19 protein-coding genes and 1 other RNA gene are annotated in these 24,446 nt (G+C 58.4%); 15 read left to right on the forward strand and 5 right to left on the reverse strand.

Annotated elements, in window-relative coordinates; all coding sequences use genetic code 11:
* Positions 1-153: 153 nt before the first annotated feature.
* Positions 154-1,176, forward strand: a complete 1,023-nt coding sequence (locus tag L881_RS0105630) for a cation diffusion facilitator family transporter (RefSeq protein WP_025732729.1) — start codon at positions 154-156, stop codon at positions 1,174-1,176.
* An 84-nt stretch (positions 1,177-1,260) separates the two neighbouring features.
* Here L881_RS0105630 and L881_RS0105635 read toward each other — a convergent pair whose 3' ends face one another.
* On the reverse strand, positions 1,261-2,043 hold the full coding sequence (locus L881_RS0105635) for a TlyA family RNA methyltransferase (RefSeq protein ID WP_025732730.1): 783 nt from the start codon (positions 2,041-2,043) through the stop codon (positions 1,261-1,263).
* A gap of 261 nt (positions 2,044-2,304) precedes the next feature.
* Between L881_RS0105635 and ffs the strand changes: the two genes are divergently transcribed.
* From ffs to L881_RS0105665, 7 genes are all read left to right on the forward strand, one after another.
* Positions 2,305-2,401: signal recognition particle sRNA small type (ffs, locus tag L881_RS13555), an RNA gene on the forward strand.
* Positions 2,402-2,681: 280 nt separating this feature from the next.
* Complete coding sequence (dnaX, locus tag L881_RS0105640; RefSeq protein ID WP_025732732.1) at positions 2,682-4,916, forward strand: DNA polymerase III subunit gamma/tau; 2,235 nt, start codon at positions 2,682-2,684, stop codon at positions 4,914-4,916.
* Positions 4,917-5,021: 105 nt separating this feature from the next.
* Positions 5,022-5,348: a YbaB/EbfC family nucleoid-associated protein gene (locus tag L881_RS0105645; protein WP_025732733.1), complete on the forward strand. Its 327-nt coding sequence runs from the start codon at positions 5,022-5,024 to the stop codon at positions 5,346-5,348.
* Entirely contained in the window at positions 5,348-5,953 is a 606-nt protein-coding gene (recR, locus tag L881_RS0105650; RefSeq protein ID WP_025732734.1) for a recombination mediator RecR, read from the forward strand. Before L881_RS0105645 ends, recR begins: the two co-directional genes overlap by 1 nt.
* A 117-nt stretch (positions 5,954-6,070) precedes the next feature.
* Complete coding sequence (rnd, locus tag L881_RS0105655; protein WP_025732735.1) at positions 6,071-7,195, forward strand: ribonuclease D; 1,125 nt, start codon at positions 6,071-6,073, stop codon at positions 7,193-7,195.
* Positions 7,192-7,485: a YcgL domain-containing protein gene (locus L881_RS0105660; RefSeq protein WP_025732736.1), complete on the forward strand. Its 294-nt coding sequence runs from the start codon at positions 7,192-7,194 to the stop codon at positions 7,483-7,485. The genes rnd and L881_RS0105660 overlap by 4 nt, the downstream gene beginning before the upstream one ends.
* 17 nt (positions 7,486-7,502) lie before the next feature.
* Positions 7,503-7,964 carry a YcgN family cysteine cluster protein gene (locus L881_RS0105665; protein WP_034578659.1) on the forward strand — a complete coding sequence of 154 codons (462 nt, stop codon included), beginning with the start codon at positions 7,503-7,505 and terminating at the stop codon, positions 7,962-7,964.
* A gap of 85 nt (positions 7,965-8,049) precedes the next feature.
* Here the strand turns inward: L881_RS0105665 and L881_RS0105670 are convergent, their stop codons facing one another.
* Positions 8,050-8,865 (reverse strand): acyl-CoA thioesterase, encoded by an 816-nt coding sequence (locus L881_RS0105670; RefSeq protein ID WP_025732738.1) that lies wholly within the window; start codon positions 8,863-8,865, stop codon positions 8,050-8,052.
* Between the two features lie 376 nt (positions 8,866-9,241).
* Positions 9,242-11,356: a S9 family peptidase gene (locus L881_RS0105675; protein WP_025732739.1), complete on the reverse strand. Its 2,115-nt coding sequence runs from the start codon at positions 11,354-11,356 to the stop codon at positions 9,242-9,244.
* Positions 11,357-11,488: 132 nt separating this feature from the next.
* On the opposite strand from L881_RS0105675, the gene L881_RS12890 reads away from it, so the two are divergent.
* The 5 genes from L881_RS12890 to L881_RS0105705 all read left to right on the forward strand — a co-directional run bounded on the left by L881_RS12890 (position 11,489) and on the right by L881_RS0105705 (position 19,675).
* Positions 11,489-11,908 carry a hypothetical protein gene (locus tag L881_RS12890; RefSeq protein WP_051464801.1) on the forward strand — a complete coding sequence of 140 codons (420 nt, stop codon included), beginning with the start codon at positions 11,489-11,491 and terminating at the stop codon, positions 11,906-11,908.
* A 170-nt stretch (positions 11,909-12,078) separates the two neighbouring features.
* Positions 12,079-16,047 (forward strand): ATP-dependent RNA helicase HrpA, encoded by a 3,969-nt coding sequence (gene hrpA / locus L881_RS0105690; protein ID WP_025732741.1) that lies wholly within the window; start codon positions 12,079-12,081, stop codon positions 16,045-16,047.
* Between the two features lie 346 nt (positions 16,048-16,393).
* Complete coding sequence (locus L881_RS0105695) at positions 16,394-17,215, forward strand: MlaA family lipoprotein (RefSeq protein WP_025732742.1); 822 nt, start codon at positions 16,394-16,396, stop codon at positions 17,213-17,215.
* A 74-nt stretch (positions 17,216-17,289) separates the two neighbouring features.
* Positions 17,290-18,486, forward strand: coding sequence for a Bcr/CflA family multidrug efflux MFS transporter (locus L881_RS0105700; protein WP_025732743.1), 1,197 nt, complete (start codon positions 17,290-17,292; stop codon positions 18,484-18,486).
* 133 nt (positions 18,487-18,619) lie between these two features.
* Positions 18,620-19,675, forward strand: coding sequence for an AI-2E family transporter (locus L881_RS0105705; protein ID WP_025732744.1), 1,056 nt, complete (start codon positions 18,620-18,622; stop codon positions 19,673-19,675).
* A gap of 357 nt (positions 19,676-20,032) precedes the next feature.
* Here L881_RS0105705 and trxA read toward each other — a convergent pair whose 3' ends face one another.
* Entirely contained in the window at positions 20,033-20,356 is a 324-nt protein-coding gene (gene trxA, locus L881_RS0105715; RefSeq protein WP_025732746.1) for a thioredoxin, read from the reverse strand.
* Between the two features lie 174 nt (positions 20,357-20,530).
* Positions 20,531-21,322: a sulfite exporter TauE/SafE family protein gene (locus L881_RS0105720; protein WP_025732747.1), complete on the reverse strand. Its 792-nt coding sequence runs from the start codon at positions 21,320-21,322 to the stop codon at positions 20,531-20,533.
* 275 nt (positions 21,323-21,597) lie between these two features.
* Between L881_RS0105720 and cysB the strand changes: the two genes are divergently transcribed.
* Together cysB and L881_RS0105735 are read left to right on the forward strand one after the other, a co-directional pair.
* Entirely contained in the window at positions 21,598-22,572 is a 975-nt protein-coding gene (gene cysB / locus L881_RS0105725; protein ID WP_025732748.1) for an HTH-type transcriptional regulator CysB, read from the forward strand.
* Between the two features lie 158 nt (positions 22,573-22,730).
* On the forward strand, positions 22,731-24,371 hold the full coding sequence (locus L881_RS0105735) for an OpgD/OpgG family glucan biosynthesis protein (RefSeq protein ID WP_025732749.1): 1,641 nt from the start codon (positions 22,731-22,733) through the stop codon (positions 24,369-24,371).
* Positions 24,372-24,446 lie beyond the last annotated feature (75 nt).

Below are 24,446 nucleotides of genomic sequence, written 5' to 3' on the forward strand. Positions count from 1 at the left end.
AAAGTGGTTACAGCCTGTTGAATGGGTCTATCGTACACGTCAATCGAGTGAAACGCAGGCTTAGCGGTATCAATGGCCCACTATTGGGCTGCTGGTAGCGGGGCACAGAGCGCCGCAGCCCGATGGTCTGGATGCTGTAAAAGGAGTGGGGTGGTGTCAAATTCGTTCGATCAAAAGCCCGGTGATGGCGAACATGCTCACCGTCATGGCGGGCACGATCACCATACACATGACCACCATGGTCACAGTCATGCAGGGCACAGCCACCATCACGGCCATGTGCATGATGTCACCAAGGACAGCGAGCACCGGGTCATGCTGGCGCTGGCGATTACAGCCATCTTCATGGCAGTCGAGATTATCGTTGGTTTGATGGCCAATTCGCTGGCGCTGGTGTCGGATGGCATTCATATGCTGAGCGATGCCTTTTCGCTGGGGCTGGCGCTGGCCGCCTTCCGGCTGGGCAGACGGCCGCCCGACGCCAAGCGCAGCTACGGCTATCAGCGTATGCAGGTGCTGGCAGCCTTCAGCAATGGACTGGTGCTGGTGCTGCTGTCGCTGGCGATTGCCTTTGAAGCGCTCAAGCGCGTGATCTACCCCGAGGAGGTGGCCGCCCACTCGATGCTGATTGTTGCAATCATCGGTTTGTGCGTGAACGCCTTGTCATTCTGGATTCTGGAAGGCGGCGATAAGCACAATCTCAATATGCGTGGTGCAGCTCTGCATGTAATGGGAGATCTGCTTGGCTCGGTAGCCGCCATTGCGGCTGCCATTATCATTATGGTGACCGGCTTTACTGCTGCCGATCCGCTACTGTCGCTGCTGGCGTGTCTGTTGATACTGCGGGGGGCGGTGAGAATATTGAAAAGTGCCAGTCATCTGCTGCTGGAAGGCACGCCGGAAAATATCGACTCAGAAGAAGTGCGTGGAGCGCTTGAGCGGTTGGAGGACGTGCAGGGGGTTCACGATCTGCATCTGTGGGGACTTACCGAGAAGGAAGTCATGCTGAGCGCGCACTTGACGGTCACCAGCGAGGCGGTGCGTGACGCGGTGCTGCACACCGCCGCTCAAACGCTTCTGCAACGCTTTGGCATTGGTCACGCCACCCTGCAGGTGGAGGGGGTGGATCACGCCAGCCAGTGCGATTGTCACGGCAGTGGGGCGCTTCACCCCTGAAGTCCCTTTGAAGGAGAGTAGGGCAGTGCGCTGCCCTATGGCACCGGCACAAGTGGCAAAAGTAGCAATGGCAGACAATAACGCCTAGCGTTTCACCGCCATCATCATCCACTCCTGATTGCCATCACCGCCCGTAATCACACTGGGCTGCCACGTCACAAGCTCAAACCCATTATCCTTCAGCGCCTGACGGATTTTATCCTCGACTTTCCTGTGCGCGGCTTGATCACGTACCAATCCACGCTGATCAATGTCGTCACGGCTCAGTTCGAATTGCGGCTTGACCAGGCTGAAAAGCGTGGCACCAGCAGGCAGTAGCCTGGCCAGCTCCGGCAGAATCAGTGTTTGAGAAATAAACGACACATCCATGAGGGCGCCATCAAACCCCTGTGGTGCCCACTGCATGAGCTGCGTATCCGGTAGTTCGCGGGCATTGATTCCTTCAAGACACACCACTCGATCATTGTCGGCCAGCCGCTGGTCCAACTGGCCATGGCCCACTTCAACGCCTACTACTCGCGCAGCACCAAAGGTGAGGGCACAGTCGCTGAAGCCGCCGGTGGATTGGCCGATATCCAGCAGTGTCTGATGATCGAAGCGCACCTTCTGACTGAGCAATAGCCCTTCAAGTTTGAGACCCGCGCGCGAGACATAGCGCTCTTCAGGATCGTCTTCGATATCAAAGTGGCTGTCGGCTGGCAGTTTTTCACTGGGTTTGTCGATCTGGCGATGAACACCTTCTTCAACAAGCCGTACACGGCCATGCTTGATCAGACGCTGGGCGCGGGTACGCGAACGTGCCTGGCCCTGCTCGACCAGGAGCTGATCGACGCGCACAAGGGGGGAACTGGTTGAAAGATCGGACATGTCCGCTCCCGCGGTGAAGATGGAAAAGAGGGGGATAGAGTAGCGCTGAGCTGCCTGAAGGGGGCTAATTATACCCAAGCCGTCAGCTTCATGTGAGGGGCGGTGTTAGCGCAGGTGAAGGCACGGTTAGCGAGATGATGAAACTTCGCGCGATCGCTGCTTGCTGTGCGGCCATTCACTTGCTACCATGCTGCACCTACTGAGTGGCAACGTCATCCAAGGCGATGATTTAAAAGGCTTGTCTCAGGTTATGGTGGCCCTTGTCGGTCCTCCCGCAACGCGAAATCGCAAACCCCGCCAGGCCCGGAAGGGAGCAACGGTAGCGATGGAGCCGTGTGCCGGGATGTGGCTGGCAGGGGCCGCCTCCATTTTAGAGCAGTGCTTTATTGCTCTCCTCTTTATCCTTCCCCTGTCATCTCCCTGTATTTCTCCTCTTTTTTTCTCGTGTCTTTCCGGCTGCATGTTGCTTAGTGGCGCATGAACGTGGCCATTCACGCAGATCGCTTTGCCTCGTATTCTCTCTATGTGCTGCTGCGGCAATATCGGGTTCGCGCAGGCAGTGCCTAACGCGCTACTATATGGGCACTTCGCCATAGCGCGAGCTTCGATTTCAGCGGTCAAGGATTCGTAACCCCTTCATGAGCTATCAGGTATTGGCCCGCAAGTGGCGGCCCCGCACGTTCCACGAGCTGGTAGGCCAGGATCACGTCTCCAGAGCCTTGGTCAACGCCCTCGATCAGGGACGTTTGCACCATGCGTATTTGTTTACCGGTACTCGCGGGGTGGGCAAGACCACCATTGCGCGTATTTTTGCCAAGTGCCTGAACTGCGAGCAGGGTGTCAGCTCGATGCCGTGCGGTGCGTGCGATACCTGCAAGGCCATCGACGAGAACCGCTTCGTTGATCTGATTGAGGTAGATGCCGCTTCACGCACCAAGGTAGAAGATACCCGTGAGCTACTTGATAACGTTCAGTACGCGCCCACCCAGGGGCGCTTCAAGGTCTATCTGATTGACGAAGTGCATATGCTGTCGTCGCATAGCTTCAATGCGCTTTTAAAAACGCTCGAAGAGCCGCCTCCCCACGTCAAGTTTCTGTTGGCGACCACCGACCCGCAGCGCCTGCCTGTTACGGTGCTGTCCCGTTGTCTGCAATTTGCCTTGAAAGCGATGCCGCCCGAGCAGGTGGTGAGCCATCTCACTCATATTCTTGGCATGGAAGGTGTCTCTTTCGATGAACAGGCACTGTGGCTATTGGGGCGTGCGGCTGATGGCTCGATGCGCGATGCGCTGTCGCTGACCGATCAGGCGATTTCGTTCGGGCAGGGCAATATCAGCGAGAACGATGTCAGAGCGATGCTGGGTACTCTGGATCACCGCTATATCGTGGGGCTGGCCGAGGCGATCGCCCAGCTCGATGCCGCGGTGGTGCTGAAGGAGATTGCGCGTCTGGCGGAACAGGCGCCCGACTTTTCCGCTGTTCTTGATGAGCTGGCGGCGCTCTTCCATCGGCTGGCCGTAGCGCAAATGGTGCCTAACGCGCCTGATAACGGCTTTGGTGATCGCGACAGCGTGCTGGCGCTGGCGCAGCAGTTCACTGCCGAGGATGTGCAGCTCTACTACCAGATTGCGCTGGGCGGACGTACCGAGATGGTCAATGCCCCCGAGCCGCGAGCCGCGCTTGAGATGACGCTGTTAAGAATGCTCGCCTTCCGCCCGCAGGGGATTCCTCGCCCGCCGGAAGTGGCACTGCCACTGCGCGGTAGCAGTGAGCGGGATGCAGCCCCCCATCAGGCAAGTGATCGCAGCAATCAGGATAGCGATGACCCCGCGCCGGCAGGCATAACTGCCGAACCTGCGCACCAGCATTCTCCTGCCAGTTCAGCGGAAACGGCAGCGCCTGCGGCTCACTCGTCTGCTGCTGCCTCTTCAACAGCGCAGCCCAACACGGCAGCGCCTAATGTGCCGCCACGCGCTGATGTGAATAATCATCAGGCTGCTGCTGGCGCTGCACAGGCTTCTCGTTCTGAAGCCGCTCCGGTAGCTACCAGCGCGCCTGCCGTTGAGCCTCCCCCCTGGGAGCAGTCGGCCAGCGAGTCGTCCGTGGCAGCGACCAGTAGCACTCCAGCCCCCTCGGTAGCCGCCCCTGAGCCATCCGTTCAGGCTGAGTCGCCGGCACAGCCGCGAGAGCAGGCTTCGGTAGATTATCAGCCACCGGCACCGTCAGCAGAGGCGTCCCCACAGTCAGCTCCCCAGGGGCAGGGGCTTTCCTATGATGACAGCGAGGTCGATGATGAAGACGATAGTTATGCAGAATATGCAGCGCTAGAGCCTTCCAACGATTTAAATGAAGCCTTCTCTCAAGCGCTGGATGATGACTCCGGTGATAATGCCGCGCCAGCGATAAACAGCGATGCTGCACCAGAGGATGATGCCGCGTCGAGCTACCGCTTCGCTGAAGGAGCGGTGATCGACCAGGCCCTGTGGCTGGAAGCATTTCCGCATATCCGTCTTGGCGGCATCACCGGCAACCTAATTGCCAACTGTGCGGTAGAGCGCGATGAGCAGCAGCATCTTGAGCTGCGCCTTGCCCCGTCGCAGGCGGCCATGAATGCTGAAATCCACGCGCGACGGCTGGAGAGCGAGCTTGCGCGATTGGGCGCGTCGCGCAGGGTTTCCATTGTGGAAGGGGAAATTCCGCCTAATATCGAAACGCCGCACCTGAGGCGTCAGCGCTTGCAGCAGGAACGGCGAGCACGAGCAGTTGAAGCGCTGCACAATGACCCTCATATCCAGATGCTCAGGGATCAGTTCGGCGCACAGTTGCTGAATGAGAGCGTCACCTCGCTCGAATCTGATCCGTCCGCTGGATAGATCACTGCCAGTGCAGTGGGGCGGGCTTTACATCCGAACAAACAGTAGCGACTTCATCGGCATGTGGTGCGCGGTGGAGCACGCGTTTTATCTCAAGGAGTTTTCATGTTTAAAGGCGGCATGGGTGGCCTGATGAAGCAGGCCCAGCAGATGCAGGAAAAAATGCAGCAGGTGCAGGAAGAGATTGCCCAGCAGGAAGTGGAAGGGCAGTCGGGTGCTGGCATGGTCAAGGTACGCATGAACGGTCGTCACGATGTAGTGAGCATTTCGCTTGATCCTTCGGTGATGACGGAAGAGAAGGAATTTCTCGAAGATCTGCTGGCTGCCGCTGTCAATGACGCCGTCCACAAGGTCGAAGTGAATTCCAAAGAGAAAATGTCGGAAGCGACTGAAGGCATGAATCTTCCGGCTGGCTTCAAAATGCCGTTCTAATGGCGCTTTCTCCGCTTTTTGAAAAGCTGACCGAGGCGCTGCGCACGTTACCCGGTGTTGGGCCGAAAGGTGCGCAGCGTATGGCGCTGCATCTGCTGGAGCGTGATCGCGTCGGCGGAGAGCGTATTGTCAGCGCGCTTGCCGAGGCGCTGGAGCACATTGGCTACTGCCAGCGCTGTCGCAACCTGACCGAGCATGAATGCTGTGCGCAGTGTAGCGATCCGCGTCGTGATGATCGGCTGCTCTGTATCGTCGAATCACCCGCCGATCTGCTGGCGATCGAAGAGGCAGGGGGCTATCGCGGACGCTATTTCGTGCTTCACGGGCACCTTTCGCCCCTTGATGGTATCGGGCCTGACCAGATTGGGCTTGAGCAGCTTGAGCAGCAGATCGTCCAGGGCAGTTTTAGCGAGATTGTGCTTGCCACCAATCCCACTGTCGAAGGCGAAGCCACTGCCCACTATATTTCGGAGCTGCTGACGCCTTATGGGGTCAACTGTTCTCGTCTGGCCTACGGCATGCCGCTGGGCGGAGAGCTTGAATATGTCGATGGAGGCACGCTGGCGCGTGCTTTCACTGGCCGCCTTCCCTACTCGTCGCAGTAGCGCGGGCAAACCTGATGAACGAATGGCGCAGCCGACACAGTGACTGCGCCTTTTTATTGATAGGGTCGGTTGTTGCTATTCGCGGGCAGCCGCCCTTTGACCGTGTGGAAGGGTGACATGCAGGCGCTACCAATTACTTGGGTAGATAATGACGCGACGCTTGGTGAGTGCTGCGATGCACTGGCGCAGTGCAAGGTGTTGGCCGTCGATACCGAATTCCGCCGCGAGACAACCTTTCATGCTATTCCCGCGCTGGTGCAGCTGAGCGACGGCGAGTACGTATGGCTGATTGATCCGCTGGCACTCGATGCCTCTGCTGCATTGCAGCGGCTGTTTGGTCATGAGGGGCCGTTGAAGCTGATTCATGCGTGCAGCGAAGATCTGGAAGTGCTACAGCAGTGGGTGGGCGTATTGCCCGAGCCGCTGATTGATACCCAGCATGCTCAGGCGCTCTGCTCCGATAACGCCTCGATGGGCTATCAGCGTCTGGTGGCCGAGCGTCTGGATATTGAGCTGGAGAAGGACGCGACGCGCTCGGACTGGCTGGCGCGGCCATTAAGCGAGCGGCAGCGTCGCTATGCCGCCCTCGACGTGCTCTATCTGCCGCGTATCTGGGAGCAGCAACGGCAGCAGCTTGAAGCACTGGGCCGGCTTGAATGGCTGCAAAGCGACTGTCAGCAATTGATTGATGCTGCCCGTGAGCAGGATGACTATGCTGACTACTTCCGGCGCAATCGCAATGCCTGGAAGCTGTCGCCGGTAGCGCTGGCTGCCTACCAGCGGCTCTGCCAATGGCGTGAACAGCAGGCGCGGGCGCGTGATATTCCGCGTAACTGGCTGGCCGCCGACCGGGTATTGCTGGCGATTGCCGAAAAAATGCCGCGCCACAAGGCTGAGCTGGCAGCAGTGGATGAGCTGCGTCCTGCGGTTATCAAGCGCGACGGAGCTACGCTGTTGGCATTGGTAGAAGCCGCGCGTCACGACACCGAGACTCTGCCGGGCCTGCTTTCACCGGTAACGCCACGCTATCGCAACCTGTTGAAGCAACTAAAGAGTGCCGTGCAAGCGCGGGCCGACGCACTGGGGGTGAGTGCCGGCGTGTTGGCAAGTCGTCGCGATATCGAGCGGTTTATTCAGGCTGACAGTGACGGTACCGTCGCTCAAACGACGCTGGGCGGCTGGCGCGCTGAGCTGCTGGATGCCGAACTGCGCCAGGTAATAGAACAGGAGGGGCTCTCATGAGTGAGCGCATGATATGTCAGGTGTACTCAAGCCCAAAGCGTGAAGAAACCTATCTCTACGTGGATCGCAGCGATGATCTTGCCCGAGTGCCCGAAGAGCTGCTGGTGCACTTTGGTACGCCATCCCCGGTGATGGTGGTGTTGCTGAGCGCTGATCGCCCGCTGGCACGAGCCGATGCTGCTGCCGTGATGGCAGGCATTCGCGACAAGGGGTTTTACCTGCAACTTCCCCCACAGCGTGAAGCCTATATGCTCGATCTGTATCGAACGCCCACCGAGGGGCGGTACTGAAATGGAGCGCTATTAGGATGGCCGAAGCAGGGGCACTGCGCGAGCGTTTCTGGGAGCGTTTTGCGCTGGAAGAGCTTTCTAAGGCGGAGTGGGAGGCGCTGTGCGACGGCTGCGGGCGCTGCTGCCTGGTCAAGATTGAAGACCCTGACAGCGGCGAAATAGCACTATTGAACGTCGCCTGTCAATTGCTGGATACCGAGAGCTGCCAGTGCAGCGACTATCCCAATCGCTTTGACAAGGTGCCGGGCTGTACCCAGCTTACCCTTGATAATTTGCCTCAATTTAACTGGCTGCCCGGCAGTTGTGCCTATCGCCGTCTGGCTGAAGGGCGCAGGCTGGCGGGCTGGCACCCATTGATTGCGGGATCTGCCCAGCGCATGCACAGAAAGGGCATTAGCGTGCGTGGCATGGCGGTATCAGAGGGCGAGGTCGACGAAGAAGATTATGACGACCACATCATCGCCATCCTGCGCGAGTAAGGCCGCACAGCTTTAATGAGCAGGTATCACGCACAAGGCCCGCTTCCTTTGGGGGAAGCGGGCCTTGTGTATGGTGATGCCAGCGTTACTTGCGAATCGGGCGGATCAAGCCTTCCTGCATGGTAGTGGCGACCAGTTCACCCTGCTGGTTGAATACTTCGCCGCGACTCAGGCCGCGTGCGCCGCTCGCCCACGGGCTGTACATGCGGTAGCAGTGCCACTCGGTCAGATCAAGGTCCTGATGGAACCACACTGCGTGGTCAATGGTGGCAACCCGCGCATCCTGCTGGGGAATGGCGTGGTGCTCAAGCAGTGAGGTCGCCAGCAAATCAAGATCGGAAGCGTAGGCCAGAATCTGGCGGTGCAGTACCGGATCTTTAGGCGCATCGCCACGCACTCGGAACCAGATGGATTGATGCGACTCTTCGGGGGTTTGTTCCCAGCGCAGAATATCCAGCGGAATCAGTGGAACGCGCTCCACCCGGGTATCACGCCCCTGATCGAGCAGCTCCTGAGGGCTGGGAATACTGTCAGGAAGCTGGGGAATCTGATGCTCGAAGCCTTCTTCCGGCACATGGTAGGAGGCGCTGCAAAAAAAGATCGGTTTGCCGTGCTGGATAGCGGTAACGCGGCGGGTGGAAATGCTGCCGCCATCACGGGTCTGATCGACTTCGTAAACCACCGGATGGCTGGCGTCACCGGGGCGCAGGAAATAGCCGTGCAGTGAGTGAACGGTACGCTCTCGGGAGACGTTGTAATTGGCAGCGGTAAGCGCCTGGGCCAGAACGTGACCGCCAAATAGCTGGGGGAGACCAAGATCGAGACTGCGGCCTCGAAACAGATTCACTTCCAGCGGTTCCAGGGTAAGCAGCTCAACCAGTCCGGGACCTTCGTGTGACATGGGGGAATAACTCCTGCGGCGTCGTATAACGCCTCTCTCTCTATATTATTGGATAGCGCTTGATGCCCTTATACGGAAAGCAATAGGACTGCCAGCCTGAATGGGCGTCAACGCGCGGGGTGAAGGATACCGCTAATCGTGCGGCTTCGAATACCCTTTCGTTTTGGAAAACGCCTTTGTACGGCGTCGATGTCGCTCTTCTGCCCCCAGAAGTAGCGCACTTGCACTGACGAGCCATTCTCGTGCCCGTACCAGCACACTGGCAGGTGTGCCGAAGAAGGCTGTCTCTTCATTTCTGCCTTTTCATTTCTGACCCAGCGCCGCGTGTTCGTCTCTCTGCTGGCTTTTAACGAGCAACCGGCGCTGGCTGGCTGACTTATGAAGAAGGCTGTTGATGGAGCAGCGCCCATACCACAAAGGCGTCCTGACGCGCTCCGTCTCGCCACGCGGCATAGCGTCCAGCGACACCACCGTGACCGGCGTCGAGATCGGTACGCAGCACCACGGGGCCGCGTGCGTTGCCCAGTTGATTGATGCGAGCAAAGAGCTTGGCGGGTTCCCAATAAGGAACGCGGGAATCGTTCCAGCTCCCCTGGATATAGAGCGCGGGGTAGCGTTGCTCACTCAGGTTATCAAGCGGCGAGTACCCTGAAATTCTGGCTAGGGCGTCGGGCTGGGCGGGGTTTCCCCACTCCTGATACTCAGCGGTGGTAAGCGGTAATTCCGGGTTTTGCATGGTGCGCAGCACATCGACGAAGGGAACATCGAGAAGTGCGCCACAAAACGCCTCGGGGGCGCGATTAAGGCACGCCGCCACCAACAAACCGCCTGCGCTGGCTCCCGAGGCAAGAATGCGCTCGGGGGCGCTGATGCCGGCTTCAACCAGCGCATCCCGCGCACTCAGGAAGTCGCCGAAGCTGTTCTCTTTATGCTCCAGCTTACCGGCGTGATACCACGGCTCGCCGCGCTCACCGCCGCCGCGCACATGGGCCACGGCGAAAGCGATACCGCGCTTTAATAGCGCCAGACGGCTGATCGAGAACCACGGGTCGAGGGGATCACCGTAGGCGCCATAGCCATATAGCAGCGTAGGCAAGGGGCGCTGCTGCGCCAGCGCATCGCGGTGCATCACTACAGAGACCGGAATTCGCTCACCGTCGCTGGCGGTGGCCCAAAGACGCTGGGTCACCAACTGTTCAGGCAGTACATCGCCGTACAGCGGCTGCTGCTTCAGCAAGGTGCGTTCCCCGCTGTCAATATCGTAGGCAACGCAGCGCGGCGGAGTAACAAAGGATTCTTCATCGAGCCACAGGGTGCGTGTATTGAAGCGAGAGCTGTCATCCAGCGCCACGGTGGAAGGCGCTTCGAATAAGGGCAGACGCTGATCGCGCACCGCGTTGGCATGGTAATCCCCCAGTGCGTGTGTCGTGGGGTTGGCGGGGAGCGGTCCACTCCATTCCACCAGACGTAGCTGCGGCTGGGCGAGATAGTGATCGCGCTCGCTGATAACTACGCCCCAGCTAAACGCGTCGATGCCTTCCAGCGTGGTCTCTTCGCGCGGGGCAATCCAGTGCTGCCATTCGGAAGGAGCATTCTCTGGCGCTATGTCGAGCTGGAAGTGTGAATGCGCGGCGTTATGCAGCAGATAGAAAACGCCAGGACGATGGTCGAGACTGTACTCAACGCCGGGGCGACGCGCCTTCACGCATTGCAGGGCGGAGTAGGGCGCAGCGGCATCAAGCAGATGGCTTTCCGACGACGCCTTCGCCACGCTCTCGATGACCAGCCACTGGCGCGAGCGGGTTTTGCCGACGCCTACCGAAAACTCATCGTCCGGCTCACGGAACAGCAACGTCTCTCTGCTTGTCTGAATATCGAATAGCCACACTGAATCGGCGCGCTGTCTGGCATCAAGGCGGGTGAACAGCAGGGTGCGGTTGTCTTCCGCCCATACCACTTCGCCTCCCATGGCGCTGATGATGCAGCGGGGCGTGCCGTGAGGGAGCGACTGAACGTAAAGGTCGTAGCGCTCATCACCACGGGTGTCGAGGGTCCAGGCCAGCAGCGCTTCATCAGGGGAGATCGCGATTTCGCCCACATCGAGATAGTCGTGCTGGCGTGACAGCGCCTGCATGTCGAGCAGCACTTCTACCTCATCGGGAGTGCCGATAGGGTGGCGTTTCCACACCGGATAGTCATCATCGGCCCCAATCGAGGTCCAGTAGGTGAAGGCGTCCAGTGGCGTCTTGAGACTTTCGCTGGCAAGCTCCTGACGAGACAACAGCTCGTCGAAAAGCGCATCGGCAAGAGGCTCAAGGGGGGCCAGACACTCATCACTGGCAAGATTGGCTGCGTGCAGGAAGTCGCGCACGGCGGCATCATCACGCTGTTCAAGCCATAGCCAGTGCGGGTCGTTGGCGTGTGCGTGGGCCGCGACAAGCGAGCGGATCGCGTGATCTTGCAGTGATGCGGGTGGCAACTGTGGTTTCATAGAGACGAATCTTTAATACAATGGTGGCGGTAAAGCGGCGATGCCTGTCTTACCGAGCGGCATGTCAATTACGTTAAATCACACTAGGGGCGTTGCTGTGTGCAGCCCCAGGGTACTGGAGCAGATCCGCTAATGTTTTCAAATTCATTGCCGCAGCTGTGGCTTTACTACGCCGTTCTTTCTCTGGTGGTGCTGGGCGCGGGCTATTTTGCCATCGGTTTCGTGCCACGAATACTGCGCTGGACAATTGTCGGCCTGGTGGCAGGGGCCATCTGGATGCCGTGGTACTTCAGCAGTCCTGCCACTGTCGATATCGAGAGCTACTCCGGTATCGCTCCGGCGATTATCGTGGCGGCGCTGGGTGTGCTGGCCGGGCAGCTTAAAGGCGCTCTGGTGGGGGTTGTCATAGGGGCTGTGGCTGGCGGCGGAATCGCCTGTTTGCTGGCGCGCCGTTTTGGCCCCCAACCGCCGCAGTCGAGTGCTGCATCGGGGCAGTCAGGCAAACGCGGCTCTGGCGCTCACCGCGCGGTCCGCCAGGAACCTACCGTATAGCAATCAGGGCGATGCGGCTTGCATCGCGTTATTGCTGAAACCGGCCGCCTGCATCAGTTTGTTGACTGGTGGGGCGGCCTTGCTTATTGCCATGTATGGACGCGAGCCAGTGGCACAGGCCGTTTCATGCAGATCGTTACTTTCTTTTCTTGTGAGTTGCTGAGGTCGCTTTGAGCGCATCCGATTTATCTCCTGCTTCTGGCAGTGAACACGACCAGCTTCGAGCACTAGGCAAGGCGCTCGATGAGGTAACACTTGCTGATGCCCAGGCGCTTTCGGGGCGGCTGGCAAAGCTTGCCCAGCGCACGAAACGCGGTCAGCCGATTGACCGTGCGCTGAATGACATCCGGCAGCGTATCGCCAAGAGCAAGGCGCAGGTGGCTGCCCGTGAAGCACGCACCTTCACCCTTGATTATCCTGAATCACTGCCGGTCAGCGGCAAGCGTGCAGACATTCTCAAGGCGCTCAACGAGCATCAGGTGATTGTGGTTGCCGGTGAAACCGGCTCGGGAAAAACTACCCAGCTACCCAAGCTGTGTCTTGAGTGCGGGCTGGGGCGGCGCGGCATTATTGGTCATACCCAGCCGCGTCGTCTGGCAGCGCGTTCGGTAGCGGCGCGTTTGGCGGAAGAGCTTGAAACGCCGCTCGGAGAGGGCGTCGGCTATCAGATGCGTTTCGCTGACAACACCAGCGCTGATACGCGTATCAAGCTGATGACCGACGGTATTCTGCTGGCCGAGACCCAGCATGATCCTGATCTGCTGCGCTACGACGCGATCATCATTGATGAAGCACACGAGCGCAGTCTTAATATCGACTTCCTGTTGGGTTATCTCAAACAGCTCCTGGCGCGTCGTCGCGATCTCAAGCTGGTGATTACCTCGGCGACTATCGACCTGGAGCGCTTTGCTGACCACTTCGCTGTTGAGCGCGAAGGGAAACGTGTTCCCGCCCCTATCATCGAAGTGTCGGGGCGTACCTTTCCGGTGGAAACACGTTACCGTCCACTGGTGCGCAGCGGTGACGATGAGGACGATATCAGTGTGCAGGAAGGTATCCTGCGCGCCGTGGAAGAGATCGAACAGGCGGAGCGTGAGTTGGGCTTTGGCAGCGGCCCGCGGGATGTGCTGGTATTCCTGCCCGGCGAGCGCGAGATTCGTGAAACTGCCGATGTGCTGCGCCGCGCCCAACTGCGTCATACCGAAATACTGCCGCTCTATGCGCGACTCTCGGCGGCGGAGCAGAACCGCGTGTTTGCTGCCCATGCGGGGCGACGCATCGTGCTCTCGACCAACGTGGCGGAAACCTCGCTGACAGTGCCGGGCATTCGCTACGTTATCGACCCCGGGCTGGTGCGAATCAGTCGCTATAGCTACCGCGCCAAGATTCAGCGGCTGCCGATTGAGCCGATCAGTCAGGCCAGTGCCGAACAGCGCAAGGGGCGCTGTGGTCGTGTGGCGGCGGGCCTGTGCATCCGGCTCTACAGCGAGGATGATTTTCTGGCGCGGCCCGCCTTTACCGATCCTGAAATCAAGCGCACCAATCTGGCGGCCGTCATTCTGTCGATGCTGGCGCTCAAGCTGGGGGATATCGGCGCTTTTCCATTTATCGAGCCACCGGATGAGCGCTTCGTGCGGGATGGCTTCCGTCTGCTGGAAGAACTGGGGGCGGTCGACAAGCAACGGATCACGTCGGTGGGGCGCCAGTTGGCGCGTTTTCCGGTCGATCCGCGTCTGGCACGCATGGTGCTGGCCGGTGGCGCCCAAGGAAGCCTGCGCGAAACGCTGATTGTGGTAAGTGCGCTGGCGGTGCAGGACCCCCGCGAGCGCCCTGCTGACAAGCGTCAGGCGGCGGATCAGGCGCACCGCGAGTGGGCTGATCCTGCGTCGGATTTCGCGGGCTGGATCAAGCTGTGGCAAGCCTTTGTCGCTGCCCGTGATGAACTCTCTTCCTCACAGCTACGGCGCTGGTGCCGGGAGCACTATCTCAACTATATGCGGTTGCGTGAATGGCACGACACCTATCGCCAGCTGCGCCAGCTAGCCCACGAACTCAAGCTGCCCGACAACGAGCTGAAAGAAGAGATTGATTATCAGCGTTTGCACGCGGCGCTGCTCACCGGCCTGCTGTCAAACCTGGGGCTTAAGCAGGAGGCGCGTGAATATCTCGGTGCGCGCAACCGCCAGTTTGTGCTGCATCCGGCTTCATTTGTGGCGAAGAAAGCGCCCAAGTGGGTGATGGCCTTCGAGCTGGTCGAAACCACGCGCTTGTATGCGCGTGAAGTCGCGGCGATCAAGCCGGAGTGGATCGAAGCCGCAGCAGGCTCGTTAATCAAGCGCAGCCACGCCGAGCCTCACTGGGAAACCAAACGGGGGCAAGTGGTGGCGCTTGAACAGGGCACCCTGTTCGGCTTGCCGATCTACGCCAAACGGCGGGTGGCCTATGGTCATATCAATCCGCAGGAGGCGCGCGAGATATTTATTCGCTCAGCGCTGGTAGAGGGACAATTAGCCACCAACGCGGCCTTTATGGAACATAATCAAGCGCTTATCGACGAAGTAGAGCAGCTTGAGGACAAGGTGCGGCGGCGCGATATTCTGGTGGATGAAGAGCAGCTTTACGACTTCTACGATCAGCGCCTGCCCGCCGATATTTACGACAGCCGCTCCTTTGACCGCTGGCGCAAGCAGCATGAACAGCTGGAGCCACGCTTCCTGTTCGTGGATAAAGAAGCGCTGATGGCGCGTGATGCCGAAGAAGTGACGCTGGCGCAATATCCTGAAAAACTGGCGGTTGGGCCGGTTGAGCTGCCGCTTGATTACCACTTCGCCCCTGGTACCCAGAATGACGGGGTGACCGTGACAGTGCCGGCCTTGATGCTCAATACGCTGCCCCGTGAACGTTTCGATTGGCTGGTGCCGGGGCTGCGGCGCGAAAAGGCCATCGCACTGTTGAAAGGCTTGCCCAAGCAGTACCGCCGCCAGATCGTTCCCATTCCTGATTGGGTGGATGCAGCCCTTGAAGCAATTGTGCCGGGCAGCGAGTCGATGGGGGTTGCGCTGGGCGAGTTTCTGCGGCGCAAGACAGGGCTGAAGGTTGACCCGCAGGTATGGGATGAGATCGAGCTGCCCGATCACCTGCGTACCAACTTCAAGGTGGTCGATGCGGCAGGTAAAACCCTGGGGCAGGGGCGTGATCTCGATCAACTGGTAGGCCGCTACCGCGATGCTGCACCGCAGACAGCCGCTGGCGCTTCTGCGGCGCATTCCGGTGAGCAGCAGGGGTTGAAGACGCTGCCCGAGACGCCGCTCGCTGAACAGGTGGAGCGGGAGCAGGCCGGTATCCGCATCACGCTCTACCCAGCGTTTGTCGATGAAGGCGATAGCATCGGTATCAAGTTTTATGATCACCCTGATGCAGCCGAGCGCAGCATGCGCCAAGGGGTAGCGCGGGCGGCAATGCTGGCGCTGCCCGAACAGCTTGGCTACTTTCGTCGCGACAAGCGGCTGGAGGCGCTGGCGGTGCTTTATACTCAGGTGGGCAGCAAGCGCGAGCTGATCAGCGATCTTGGCAATACCCTGTTTATCAACGCGTTTGCCTATGATCCCCTGCCGCGGTCGGCGTCTGAACTGCGTGCACGTCTGGATCACTCGCGCGGCCAGTTGGGTGAACTGGCTGACACCCTGATTGCCCGGACCGAAGCCGCGTTAAAAGGCGTGATAGCGCTGAAAAAGCAGTTGAAAAAAGCGCGTATCGGTCTGGACGTGGCGCGCAGCTATGCTGACGTCAAGAGCCAGTTGGCGCGTTTGGTCTATCCTGGCTTTATTGCCACGGCAGGAGAGTGGCTTGAGGAGTATCCGCGTTATATAGAAGCTGCTCGACTCAGGCTTGAGAAGGTAGCCCGCGAAACACGTCGCGATCAGTTGGCGATGGATGAAGTGACCGAGCTTGAGGCACGCCTCGATGCGCGTTTTGAGCGTGCGCGTCAGAGCGGCGTTACGCCCGCCTGGTTGCAGGAGTTCTTTTGGCAGTTGCAGGAGCTTCGGGTATCGCTGTTTGCCCAGCAGCTCGGCACCAAAGAGGCGGTATCCGTGAAGCGTCTTGAGCGGCGCTGGAAGGAGCTGAGCAGCGCACATTAATTCACCCTGCCAGTGACGCGAGCACTGCACGCCGTTATGGTAGGGGAATATCTGTTGAGGGTATGCGTACAGGGATCATGCCCACTTTATTCGCTGCGTTGTTAAAAGACGTCGGTGGGTTTGTCTTGCTCGTGTGTAAAGACGTGTGTAAAGAAAAGGCAGTCAAATGGCGCTGTGCTTGATATCATTGCGCTATTGTTCGATTAAAAGACTTGCGATTGATCGCCTGTTGAGCGGCTCAGCCTTGCTGAAGCGTGGTGCCTGTAGGTATCGGCACTAACGTGCAGTGGCGGTTCGTACAATATGGTGCAACGCAAGCCAGGCACTAAATAGGGGATGTTCTTTCATGAAGGGACTACGCAATATTTCGGCGGCGGCGGCAACCGCCGTGGCCCTTAGCGGGTGTGCAGGCATGTACACTCAGGACGGTCAGCCCAATGACCCATGGGAAGGTTTCAACCGTGGCGTATTTGCATTCAACGATACCCTCGATCATTATGCCTTCCGTCCGGTGGCACGAGGCTACGATGCAGTAACGCCTGATCCGGTACAGGATGGTGTACGCAACTTCTTCGGCAACATCGGCGATGTAGGCACTACCGTCAACGGCGTGTTGCAGGGTAACCCGATGATTGTCGGTACGTCGCTCTCCCGCGTGCTGCTGAATACCACGCTGGGTATCGGTGGTCTGCTTGACCCGGCATCGCGCCTGGGCATCGAGAAGCGTCATGAAGACTTCGGCAAAACCTTTGCTGCGTGGGGCTTCAAGTCAGGCCCGTTCATGATGCTGCCGCTGCTTGGTCCTAGTACGGTACGTGACACCATGGGCTTGCCGGGTGACTGGTTCTCTGATGCGGTCACTTATATCGACAATAGCTACGCCCGCTGGGGGCTGCGTGCTGTCGATCTGGTGCAGGTGCGCGCTGATCTGCTGGATCAGGAAAAACTGATGCAGAACGGCGACCGCTACACCTTCATTCGTGATGCGTGGATGCAGCGCCGTCAGTTCGAAATCGACGGCAACAAGGTCACCAATGATCCCTTTGCCGCAGGCGCTGACAGCGATGACTTCTCGGCACCTGAAGCAACAGGCGACGATGGTGCTGCTGCCAACGATAACGGCGGTTCCGGCTCTGCGGCTGCGCCAGAGGGTAGTACTGCACGCTAACGCTGTTTGCCAGCGACAAGCCAATCAACCCGGGTGCTACGGCATCCGGGTTTTTACTATTCATGGGAGGTGGTGTGAGCACCATAAGTGCACGACGTTTAGCGCTGCTGGTGGCGGCCATCACGGCATTGGCACCTTTTGCCATTGACGCCTATTTGCCGGCAATGCCGAATATTGCCAGGCATATTGGCGAAAGTGTTCATCACACGTCCGTATCGGTGAGCGTTTTTCTGGCCGGCTTCGCCATTGGGCAGCTAGTGTTCGGCCCCATGTCCGACCGGCTTGGGCGACGCCCGGTGCTGATTGCAGGGCTGCTGCTGTTTATCGTGTCGTGCCTGGCGCTGATGTTCACTCATAGTCTGTCGGAGCTGTTCTTCTGGCGCTTTGTGCAAGCGCTGGGCGGTGGAGCCTGTGTGGTCAATTCGCCCGCTATTGTGCGTGACCGCTTTGCCGGCCCTGAAGCCGCCAGGGTATTGTCCACCATGGTGATGATCTTGCTGCTGGCACCCCTGGTGGCTCCGATGCTGGGGACCGCGCTGCTGTATCTGGGAGGCTGGCAGCTCATTTTCGGCTTTTTGATGTGCTACGCCATTGTCGTGTTGGCCATTGTGGTATTTGCCTTGCCGGAAACACGCGCCAGACCCGAGCACAAGCCCTCGGTGCTCGCCGTTGTCGGTCACTACCGGCAGGTAATAACCCATCGCGCGGCACTGGGTTACATGATGACCTGTGCGCTGTCGGTCGCGGCGATGTTCGCCTTTATTACCAGCTCTCCCTATCTCTATCTGGAGTACTATCAGGTATCGCCAGCGGTTTATCCGTTCCTGTTTGGTGCCAACATCATCGTGATGGCCGGCTCCAATCGCCTGAATATCAAGCTGCTTCATCATCATAAGCCGCGCCGCCTGCTGAAAATCGGCCTGTCGGTACAGCTGGTGGCTGCGCTATTGATGGTGGCGGTGGTAGCTACCGGAATGGATTCAGTACCAGTAATCATGGTGCTGGTGATGATGTTTGTTGGCACCGCAGGGTTGATTAACCCCAATGCGGTGTCGTCAATGCTCGACTACTTCCCTCACATGAGCGCCACTGCCAATGCGGTTATGGGCTGTCTACAGTTTTCCCTGGGAGCCGTAGCCGGGGCGATTATCAGCTCGCTCTCGGTGGAAGGCGCTGCCCCCATGGTCGTTACGATGTTGCTCTGTTCGGTGCTGGCCAACCTGTTGGTACGGTGGCTATCCGAGCGGCGCATGAAGCCTGCCTCTGTCTGACAAGGCAGAAGCAGCATAATCCGATAAGGAGATAATCGGAATGGAACAGTCGAAGCGGCCCTCGCCATCGAGTGAGGGAGCGACACGAGAAACACACTTACACCAGACATCAAAGGATACCGGTGCGAAGACCATGCCCTTTAATATGGTGCTGGCACTGGCATCGGTCTTTATCGTGTTTGGTGGATTAAAGCTGGGCAGCGATCTGATCATCCCGATCCTGCTAAGCCTGTTCTTTGCCATACTGTGCTCCCAGCCAGTGCGCTGGCTGAAAGGGCGCGGCTGGAACGTCATTCTCGCGGTCACGGTTGTATTGGTGATGGCGCTGCTGATGCTGGGCCTGATATCGCTGCTGATTGGCAGTCAGTTCACCCAGTTCAGCGAGCAGTGGCCGCGCTTCTCCGATCGGCTTAGCGAGCTGTATAACCAGGGGGTAGGCATTCTGGAAGGCTGGGGGCTGCCCATTGACCAGCAGGCCATCGTCGACAAGTTCGATCCGTCGCAGATGATGCACTATGTACCGGGATTGTTGAGCAGTGTGGGCGATACGCTGTCGCAGGCAGTAATTATTCTGGTGATGGCGGTCTTTATGATATTCGAAATTATCGACCTGCCGACCAAGCTGCGCGCCGCGTTTACCCATGCCGATGGCCGAATCGAACGTGTTACCCAGTTTTCGGAAAGCCTGACGCGCTATCTGATCGTGAAGAGTGAAATCGGCCTGATCTGTGCCGTGGCTACGACCGTGGCGTGCTGGATTCTTGGCGTTCAGTTTGCGCTGATCTGGGGGGTATTGGCCTTCCTGCTTAACTTCATCCCCAATATCGGTGCGTTTCTGTCGGCCATTCCCCCTGTGATCATGGCGCTGGTGATGCCCGAAGTCGGGGTCATGTCTGCGATCATTCTGGCGGTGGTGCTGGGGCTGGTGCACTTTATCAGCGGTAACGTGTTTGAACCTCATTTGATGGGGCAAGCGCTCGGGATTTCGTCTCTGATGGTCTTTCTCTCGTTGGTGGTATGGGGGTGGGTATTCGGCCCGGTAGGACTGCTGCTGTCGGTACCGCTCACCATGTCGCTCAAGATCCTGCTCGATTGTCATCCCGATACGCGCTGGTTATCCGTGCTGATTGGGCCGGTCGAACAAGAGAAAAAAGCGAAGAGGGCAAAAAAGGTATATGAATCCCGATAACGCTTTTTAAGGTGCGGTCGCTTGCTGGTCTTCTGCTGGTGGAGAGGGCAGCAGGTGCCGGTGGGCATCGCTTACCGGCACTTGCGCCGTGTATTGAACAACACCGCGGCGCTGGCCCTGATGCGGCAAAGAAAAAACCGAGCCGGAAAGACCGGGCTCGGTTTTTTTAGTGGCGTTGCCCGCTCTTTCGAGGGGCAGGCAAGCGCGCTGATAACCTGTTCAACGTCTGCCGCGTGTCGGCTCTACTGCCTTAAAAACAGGTTCGGATTGCTCATTTACACCGCGTAAACTCCGCGTCCTTGCCTGTTTTGGCCTTGCATAGCGCTAGCGCGAGATGTTGAGCAGGCTTCTGGAAGATCAGGCGTTCTGATCAATAAACTGGGTCAGCTGAGCCTTGGACTGCGCGCCTACCAGTGAGGCGACCTTTTCACCATTCTTGAAGATGGTAACGGTGGGTACGCCGCGTACACCCTGCTGAGCAGCAATGTCGGCTGCGTCGTCAACATTGATGCTGACCACTTTGAGGCTGTCGGCGCGTTCTTCTGCGATCTCTTCCACGACAGGTGCCATCATCTTGCAGGGGCCGCACCAGGGAGCCCAGAATTTCAGCAGTACCGGTTTGTCAGAGCTGATAACTTCCTGTTCGAAGTTACTTTCAGTGACGTCCACATTATTGACCATCGTAGTCTCCATATGTTGATTGCACTTCAGAAGCGAAGTGGCGCTAATGCCTCGATATTACCCATTGCGCCGCTAGCGGGCAAATTTCAGCTCGCTTTATGGCTCAGCGCTTTGGGAAGGTGCTGGCGCAGCCGTGAGCGGGGTTCGACGGCGTGAATGCGCCGGCAGGAGCGATTAGAAGAAGAGAAAGTCGATGCTGTAATTCAGGCCAAGGCCCAGCAGCAGCAGGGTAAGTATCCAGCGCAGCAGATTGGTGGGCATCTTTTGAGCCACGGCTGCTCCCAGATGAATTGCAGGCAGCGAACCGATCAATAGTCCTGCCAACAGCACCCAGTCGGTATTTCCCATCAGCATATGGCCGCTGCCAGCAATAAAGGTCAGCGGAACCGCGTGAGCGAGATCGGTGCCGACCACCTTGCTTGGCTTGAGACGCGAATAGAGCAGGAGCAGTACCGCTGTGCCGAAGACGCCTGCGCCCACCGAGGAGAGGGTAACGCAGACACCGAGTATCGCTCCCGCGATGAGGGTAAAGAGAGGCGCTCGCTGCGTTACCCAGCGGTCGTGCTGGCGCGCCAGGCGGGTGATCGGCCCGCGCAGAATCAGCAATATGGCGGTCAGCACCAGCATGATACCGAGTACGCCGGTCAATAGCTCGGCATAACCCTGTGGCCCTTCACTGAAATAGTGCAGGGCAAGCAGCGTCAGTATGGTAGCGGGAATGCTGCCAAGGCTCATGCGCCGGGTGATGGTCCAGTCGATGTTGCCGCGGCGCTGATGGCTGAATAGGCCGCTGACCTTGGTAATGGCCGCGTAAAGCAGGTCGGTTCCGATGGCGGTTTGAGCTGGAATACCGACGGCCAGCAAAATCGGCGTCATTAATGAACCGCCGCCCACCCCGGTACAGCCCATGGCAAATCCGACCCCGGCACCGGCTACGATGTAAAACAGAAATGAGGTTAGATCCATATCGCTCTCATGCAAGGGAAGGGGGCGCTCGGTGTGGCCTTTGGAAGCCTCGGGGCGCACCTTGGTAACAGCGTGATATGACGGCTGTTTGCATCATAAGAGGGGCAACTTAAAGCTATTTTGATATAGCTAAAAGGACCGATTGTTTATGATTTTATGACTTGATAGCATTAAAAACCTTCCCACCGGTCAGCCGGGGTGGGTCATCTCATCCAGCGCTCCCGCTTTTCAGGGCGAGAGTGTCCATCTTTGGTTGTTTACGGGAGAGTGCAGCGTTGAAACTCCAACAGCTTCGCTACGTATGGGAAGTATCACGAAATAATCTGAACGTATCGGCAACCGCCCAAAGCCTCTTTACTTCTCAGCCCGGTATCTCCAAGCAGATCCGTCTTTTGGAAGGCGAACTGGGCATCGAAATCTTTGCGCGCAGCGGTAAGCATCTGACTCGCGTCACACCAGCAGGACAGGCGGTAATCGAGCTGGCCGGGCAGGTGCTGCATACCGTGGAGAACATCAAGCAGGTGGCGCAGGAGCACAGCAACGAAGCGCGCGGTGAGCTGACCATCGCTACCACCCATACTCAGGCGCGCTATGCACTTCCTCCCGTTATTCAGGCTTTCGGTGAGCGCTATCCTGGTATTGCACTGCATATGCACCAAAGCGACCCGCGCCAGATTGCGCAGCTGGTGGTAGATGGCAAGGCTGACTTCGCGATCTGTACGGAAGCATTGGCGCTGTTCAACGATCTGGTGGTCTTGCCGCTTTATCAGTGGAACCGCAGCGTGCTGGTGCCTGAGCAGCACCCTCTGGCGACGCTAGCACCGGGCGAGCTGACCCTGGAAGCCTTGGCCGATCTGCCCTTGATTACCTACACCCGTGGCTTCACCGGGCGCTCCCAGCTTGATAGCGCCTTCCGCAAGATGGGGCTTTCGCCCAATGTGGTGCTGACAGCAGCCGATGCCGATGTGATAAAAACCTATGTTCGGTTGGGCATGGGCATTGGTATCGTGGCGCACATGGCGGCTCCTTCGCAGGAAGAGGGGCTGGTGGCCATTGATGCTTCGCATCTTTTCGATAGCTCGCTGACCAGCGTCGGCATTCGGCGCGGTACCTTCCTGCGTCGTTACATGCTCGATTTCCTTGAGCGCCTTGCGCCTCACCTTACCCGTGAGCGGGTTGAGGCCGCGATGGCGGCAGGGATTGGGCACGAAGCAGCGGTTTTTGCCGATGTCTCGCTGCCGGTACGTTAACAGCGCTTGAGCCGGTGCTCTTCTGCGGGCACTATTTCGGGCAGGCGCTGTCCGAGTGAGGAACCTTCATTCACAGCGATGCGGCGCGTGGCAGTGCGCTTCATAAACATGCGTAGTCTGCGCATCACATTCATTGCCTACACAGGAAAATTCTCGTTATGGATCGCAGGTCAGTACTCAAGGCGTCAGCGGCGCTGGCAGCATTTTGCAGTGTTCCTTCGATGGCGCGAGCCGCTGCTCCAGCGGCCATTGCTGACGGAAAACCGGTGCCTTTCAGCTTTGATGAATTGAAAAAGCGCGCCAGGAGTGAAGCTACCAAGCCTTTCGGCGGAGCGCCTGGCCCGATTCCCGAGACGCTGGCGAACTTGTCGCCGCTGCAATATCAGAAGATTGGCTACGATAAAAACCATTCGCTCTGGCACTCCAACGCCAGGCGCGCCGTCGATGTCGAGTTTTTCCATGTGGGCATGCATTTCAAACGTCGCGTGCATATCTACTCGCTGAATCAGGCTGGTAATCAGGCGCGTGAAGTGCACTTCCGTCCTTCGCTGTTCAATTATCATGACGCTGGCGTCGATACCAATGCGTTGAAGGGGCAGGATGATCTCGGTTTTGCCGGCTTCAAGGTATTCCGCGCACCGGATTTTGATAAAAGCGATGTGTTTTCCTTCCTGGGGGCCAGCTATTTCCGTGCCGAAGGAGGCGACGGCCAGTACGGGCTATCGGCGCGTGGTCTGGCGATTGATACCTATATTGATAACCTCCAGGAAGAGTTCCCCGATTTCGTGGCATTCTGGATTCAGCAGCCTGAGCCGAATACCAGCCAATCCTTCAGTGTCTATGCGCTGCTCGATAGCCCCAGCGCAGTAGGTGCCTACCATTTCGTGCTTGATTGCGAAAACGTAGAGGGCAAGGTAACGCAGGAAGTCGATAGCTTTGTCTATCCGCGCAAGGATATTGCCCAGCTGGGGATTGCGCCGATGAGCAGTATGTTTAGCTGCGGCAGCAATGATCGCCGCGCCTGCGTCACCTATCACCCTGAAATCCATGACTCCGATCGCCTTGCGATGTGGCGCGGGAATGGCGAATGGGTCGCGCGGCCGCTCAATAACCCCGAGCATATCCAGTACAACGCCTATGCCGATGAAAACCCGCGCGGTTTCGGGCTATTGCAGCTACAGCGTGATTTTGCCACCTATCAGGATACCGTCGATCTCTACCATAAGCGCCCCAGCCTGTGGGTAGAGCCGCTCAATGAGTGGGGCAAGGGGGCGGTTAATCTGCTGGAGCTGCCTTCGACCGGTGAAACCCTCGATAACATTGTCTGCATGTGGCAGCCGGAACAGAAAATTGCCAAGGGTGGGGAGTATCACTTCCGATATCGCTTGCACTGGGCACCGCTGCCACCGGTTCAGAGTTCGCTCGCCAACGTGCTTGAAACCCGCCAGGGAGCCGGTGGCTTTACGGAAGGCTGGGCACCGGGAGAGCAGTACCCTGATGTGTGGTGCCGTCGCTTTGCCGTCGATTTTGCCGAGCTGGATGAGGGGCTTAGCCTACAGCCGCAAGTCTCTGCCAGTGACGGTAAGGTGCAGGACATACATGTTATCTACGTCAAGGAGTTCAAGGGCTACCGGATTCTGTTTGACTGGTATCCCACCTCGGAGAGCACCGATCCGGTCAATCTGCGTCTGTTCCTGAAATCGGGTGACGAGACGCTCAGTGAAACCTGGCTCTATCAGTACTTCCCACCGGCAGCCAGCGAGCGTCGCTATCCTACCTGGCCTGCTGACAAGAAATAGTCGGGAAGCGGGTTGGATGCTGAGGTGAAGAGAAGAGCTGCGCGACGGTTGAGCAGCACTGCCGCCGCGTAGTCT

It is taken from the genome of Carnimonas nigrificans ATCC BAA-78, from assembly GCF_000526695.1.
GTDB lineage: Bacteria > Pseudomonadota > Gammaproteobacteria > Pseudomonadales > Halomonadaceae > Carnimonas > Carnimonas nigrificans.

Bases quoted from the DNA above. Each gene is read 5' to 3' on its own strand.
- L881_RS0105635 (WP_025732730.1), bottom strand. From the start codon at position 2,043: ATGTCCGATCTTTCAACCAGTTCCCCCCTTGTGCGCGTCGATCAGCTC.
- dnaX (WP_025732732.1), top strand. From the start codon at position 2,682: ATGAGCTATCAGGTATTGGCCCGCAAGTGGCGGCCCCGCACGTTCCAC.
- L881_RS0105645 (WP_025732733.1), top strand. From the start codon at position 5,022: ATGTTTAAAGGCGGCATGGGTGGCCTGATGAAGCAGGCCCAGCAGATG.
- recR (WP_025732734.1), top strand. From the start codon at position 5,348: ATGGCGCTTTCTCCGCTTTTTGAAAAGCTGACCGAGGCGCTGCGCACG.
- rnd (WP_025732735.1), top strand. From the start codon at position 6,071: ATGCAGGCGCTACCAATTACTTGGGTAGATAATGACGCGACGCTTGGT.
- L881_RS0105660 (WP_025732736.1), top strand. From the start codon at position 7,192: ATGAGTGAGCGCATGATATGTCAGGTGTACTCAAGCCCAAAGCGTGAA.
- L881_RS0105665 (WP_034578659.1), top strand. From the start codon at position 7,503: ATGGCCGAAGCAGGGGCACTGCGCGAGCGTTTCTGGGAGCGTTTTGCG.
- L881_RS0105670 (WP_025732738.1), bottom strand. From the start codon at position 8,865: ATGTCACACGAAGGTCCCGGACTGGTTGAGCTGCTTACCCTGGAACCG.
- L881_RS0105675 (WP_025732739.1), bottom strand. From the start codon at position 11,356: ATGAAACCACAGTTGCCACCCGCATCACTGCAAGATCACGCGATCCGC.
- L881_RS12890 (WP_051464801.1), top strand. From the start codon at position 11,489: ATGTTTTCAAATTCATTGCCGCAGCTGTGGCTTTACTACGCCGTTCTT.
- L881_RS0105695 (WP_025732742.1), top strand. From the start codon at position 16,394: ATGAAGGGACTACGCAATATTTCGGCGGCGGCGGCAACCGCCGTGGCC.
- L881_RS0105705 (WP_025732744.1), top strand. From the start codon at position 18,620: ATGCCCTTTAATATGGTGCTGGCACTGGCATCGGTCTTTATCGTGTTT.
- trxA (WP_025732746.1), bottom strand. From the start codon at position 20,356: ATGGTCAATAATGTGGACGTCACTGAAAGTAACTTCGAACAGGAAGTT.
- L881_RS0105720 (WP_025732747.1), bottom strand. From the start codon at position 21,322: ATGGATCTAACCTCATTTCTGTTTTACATCGTAGCCGGTGCCGGGGTC.
- L881_RS0105735 (WP_025732749.1), top strand. From the start codon at position 22,731: ATGGATCGCAGGTCAGTACTCAAGGCGTCAGCGGCGCTGGCAGCATTT.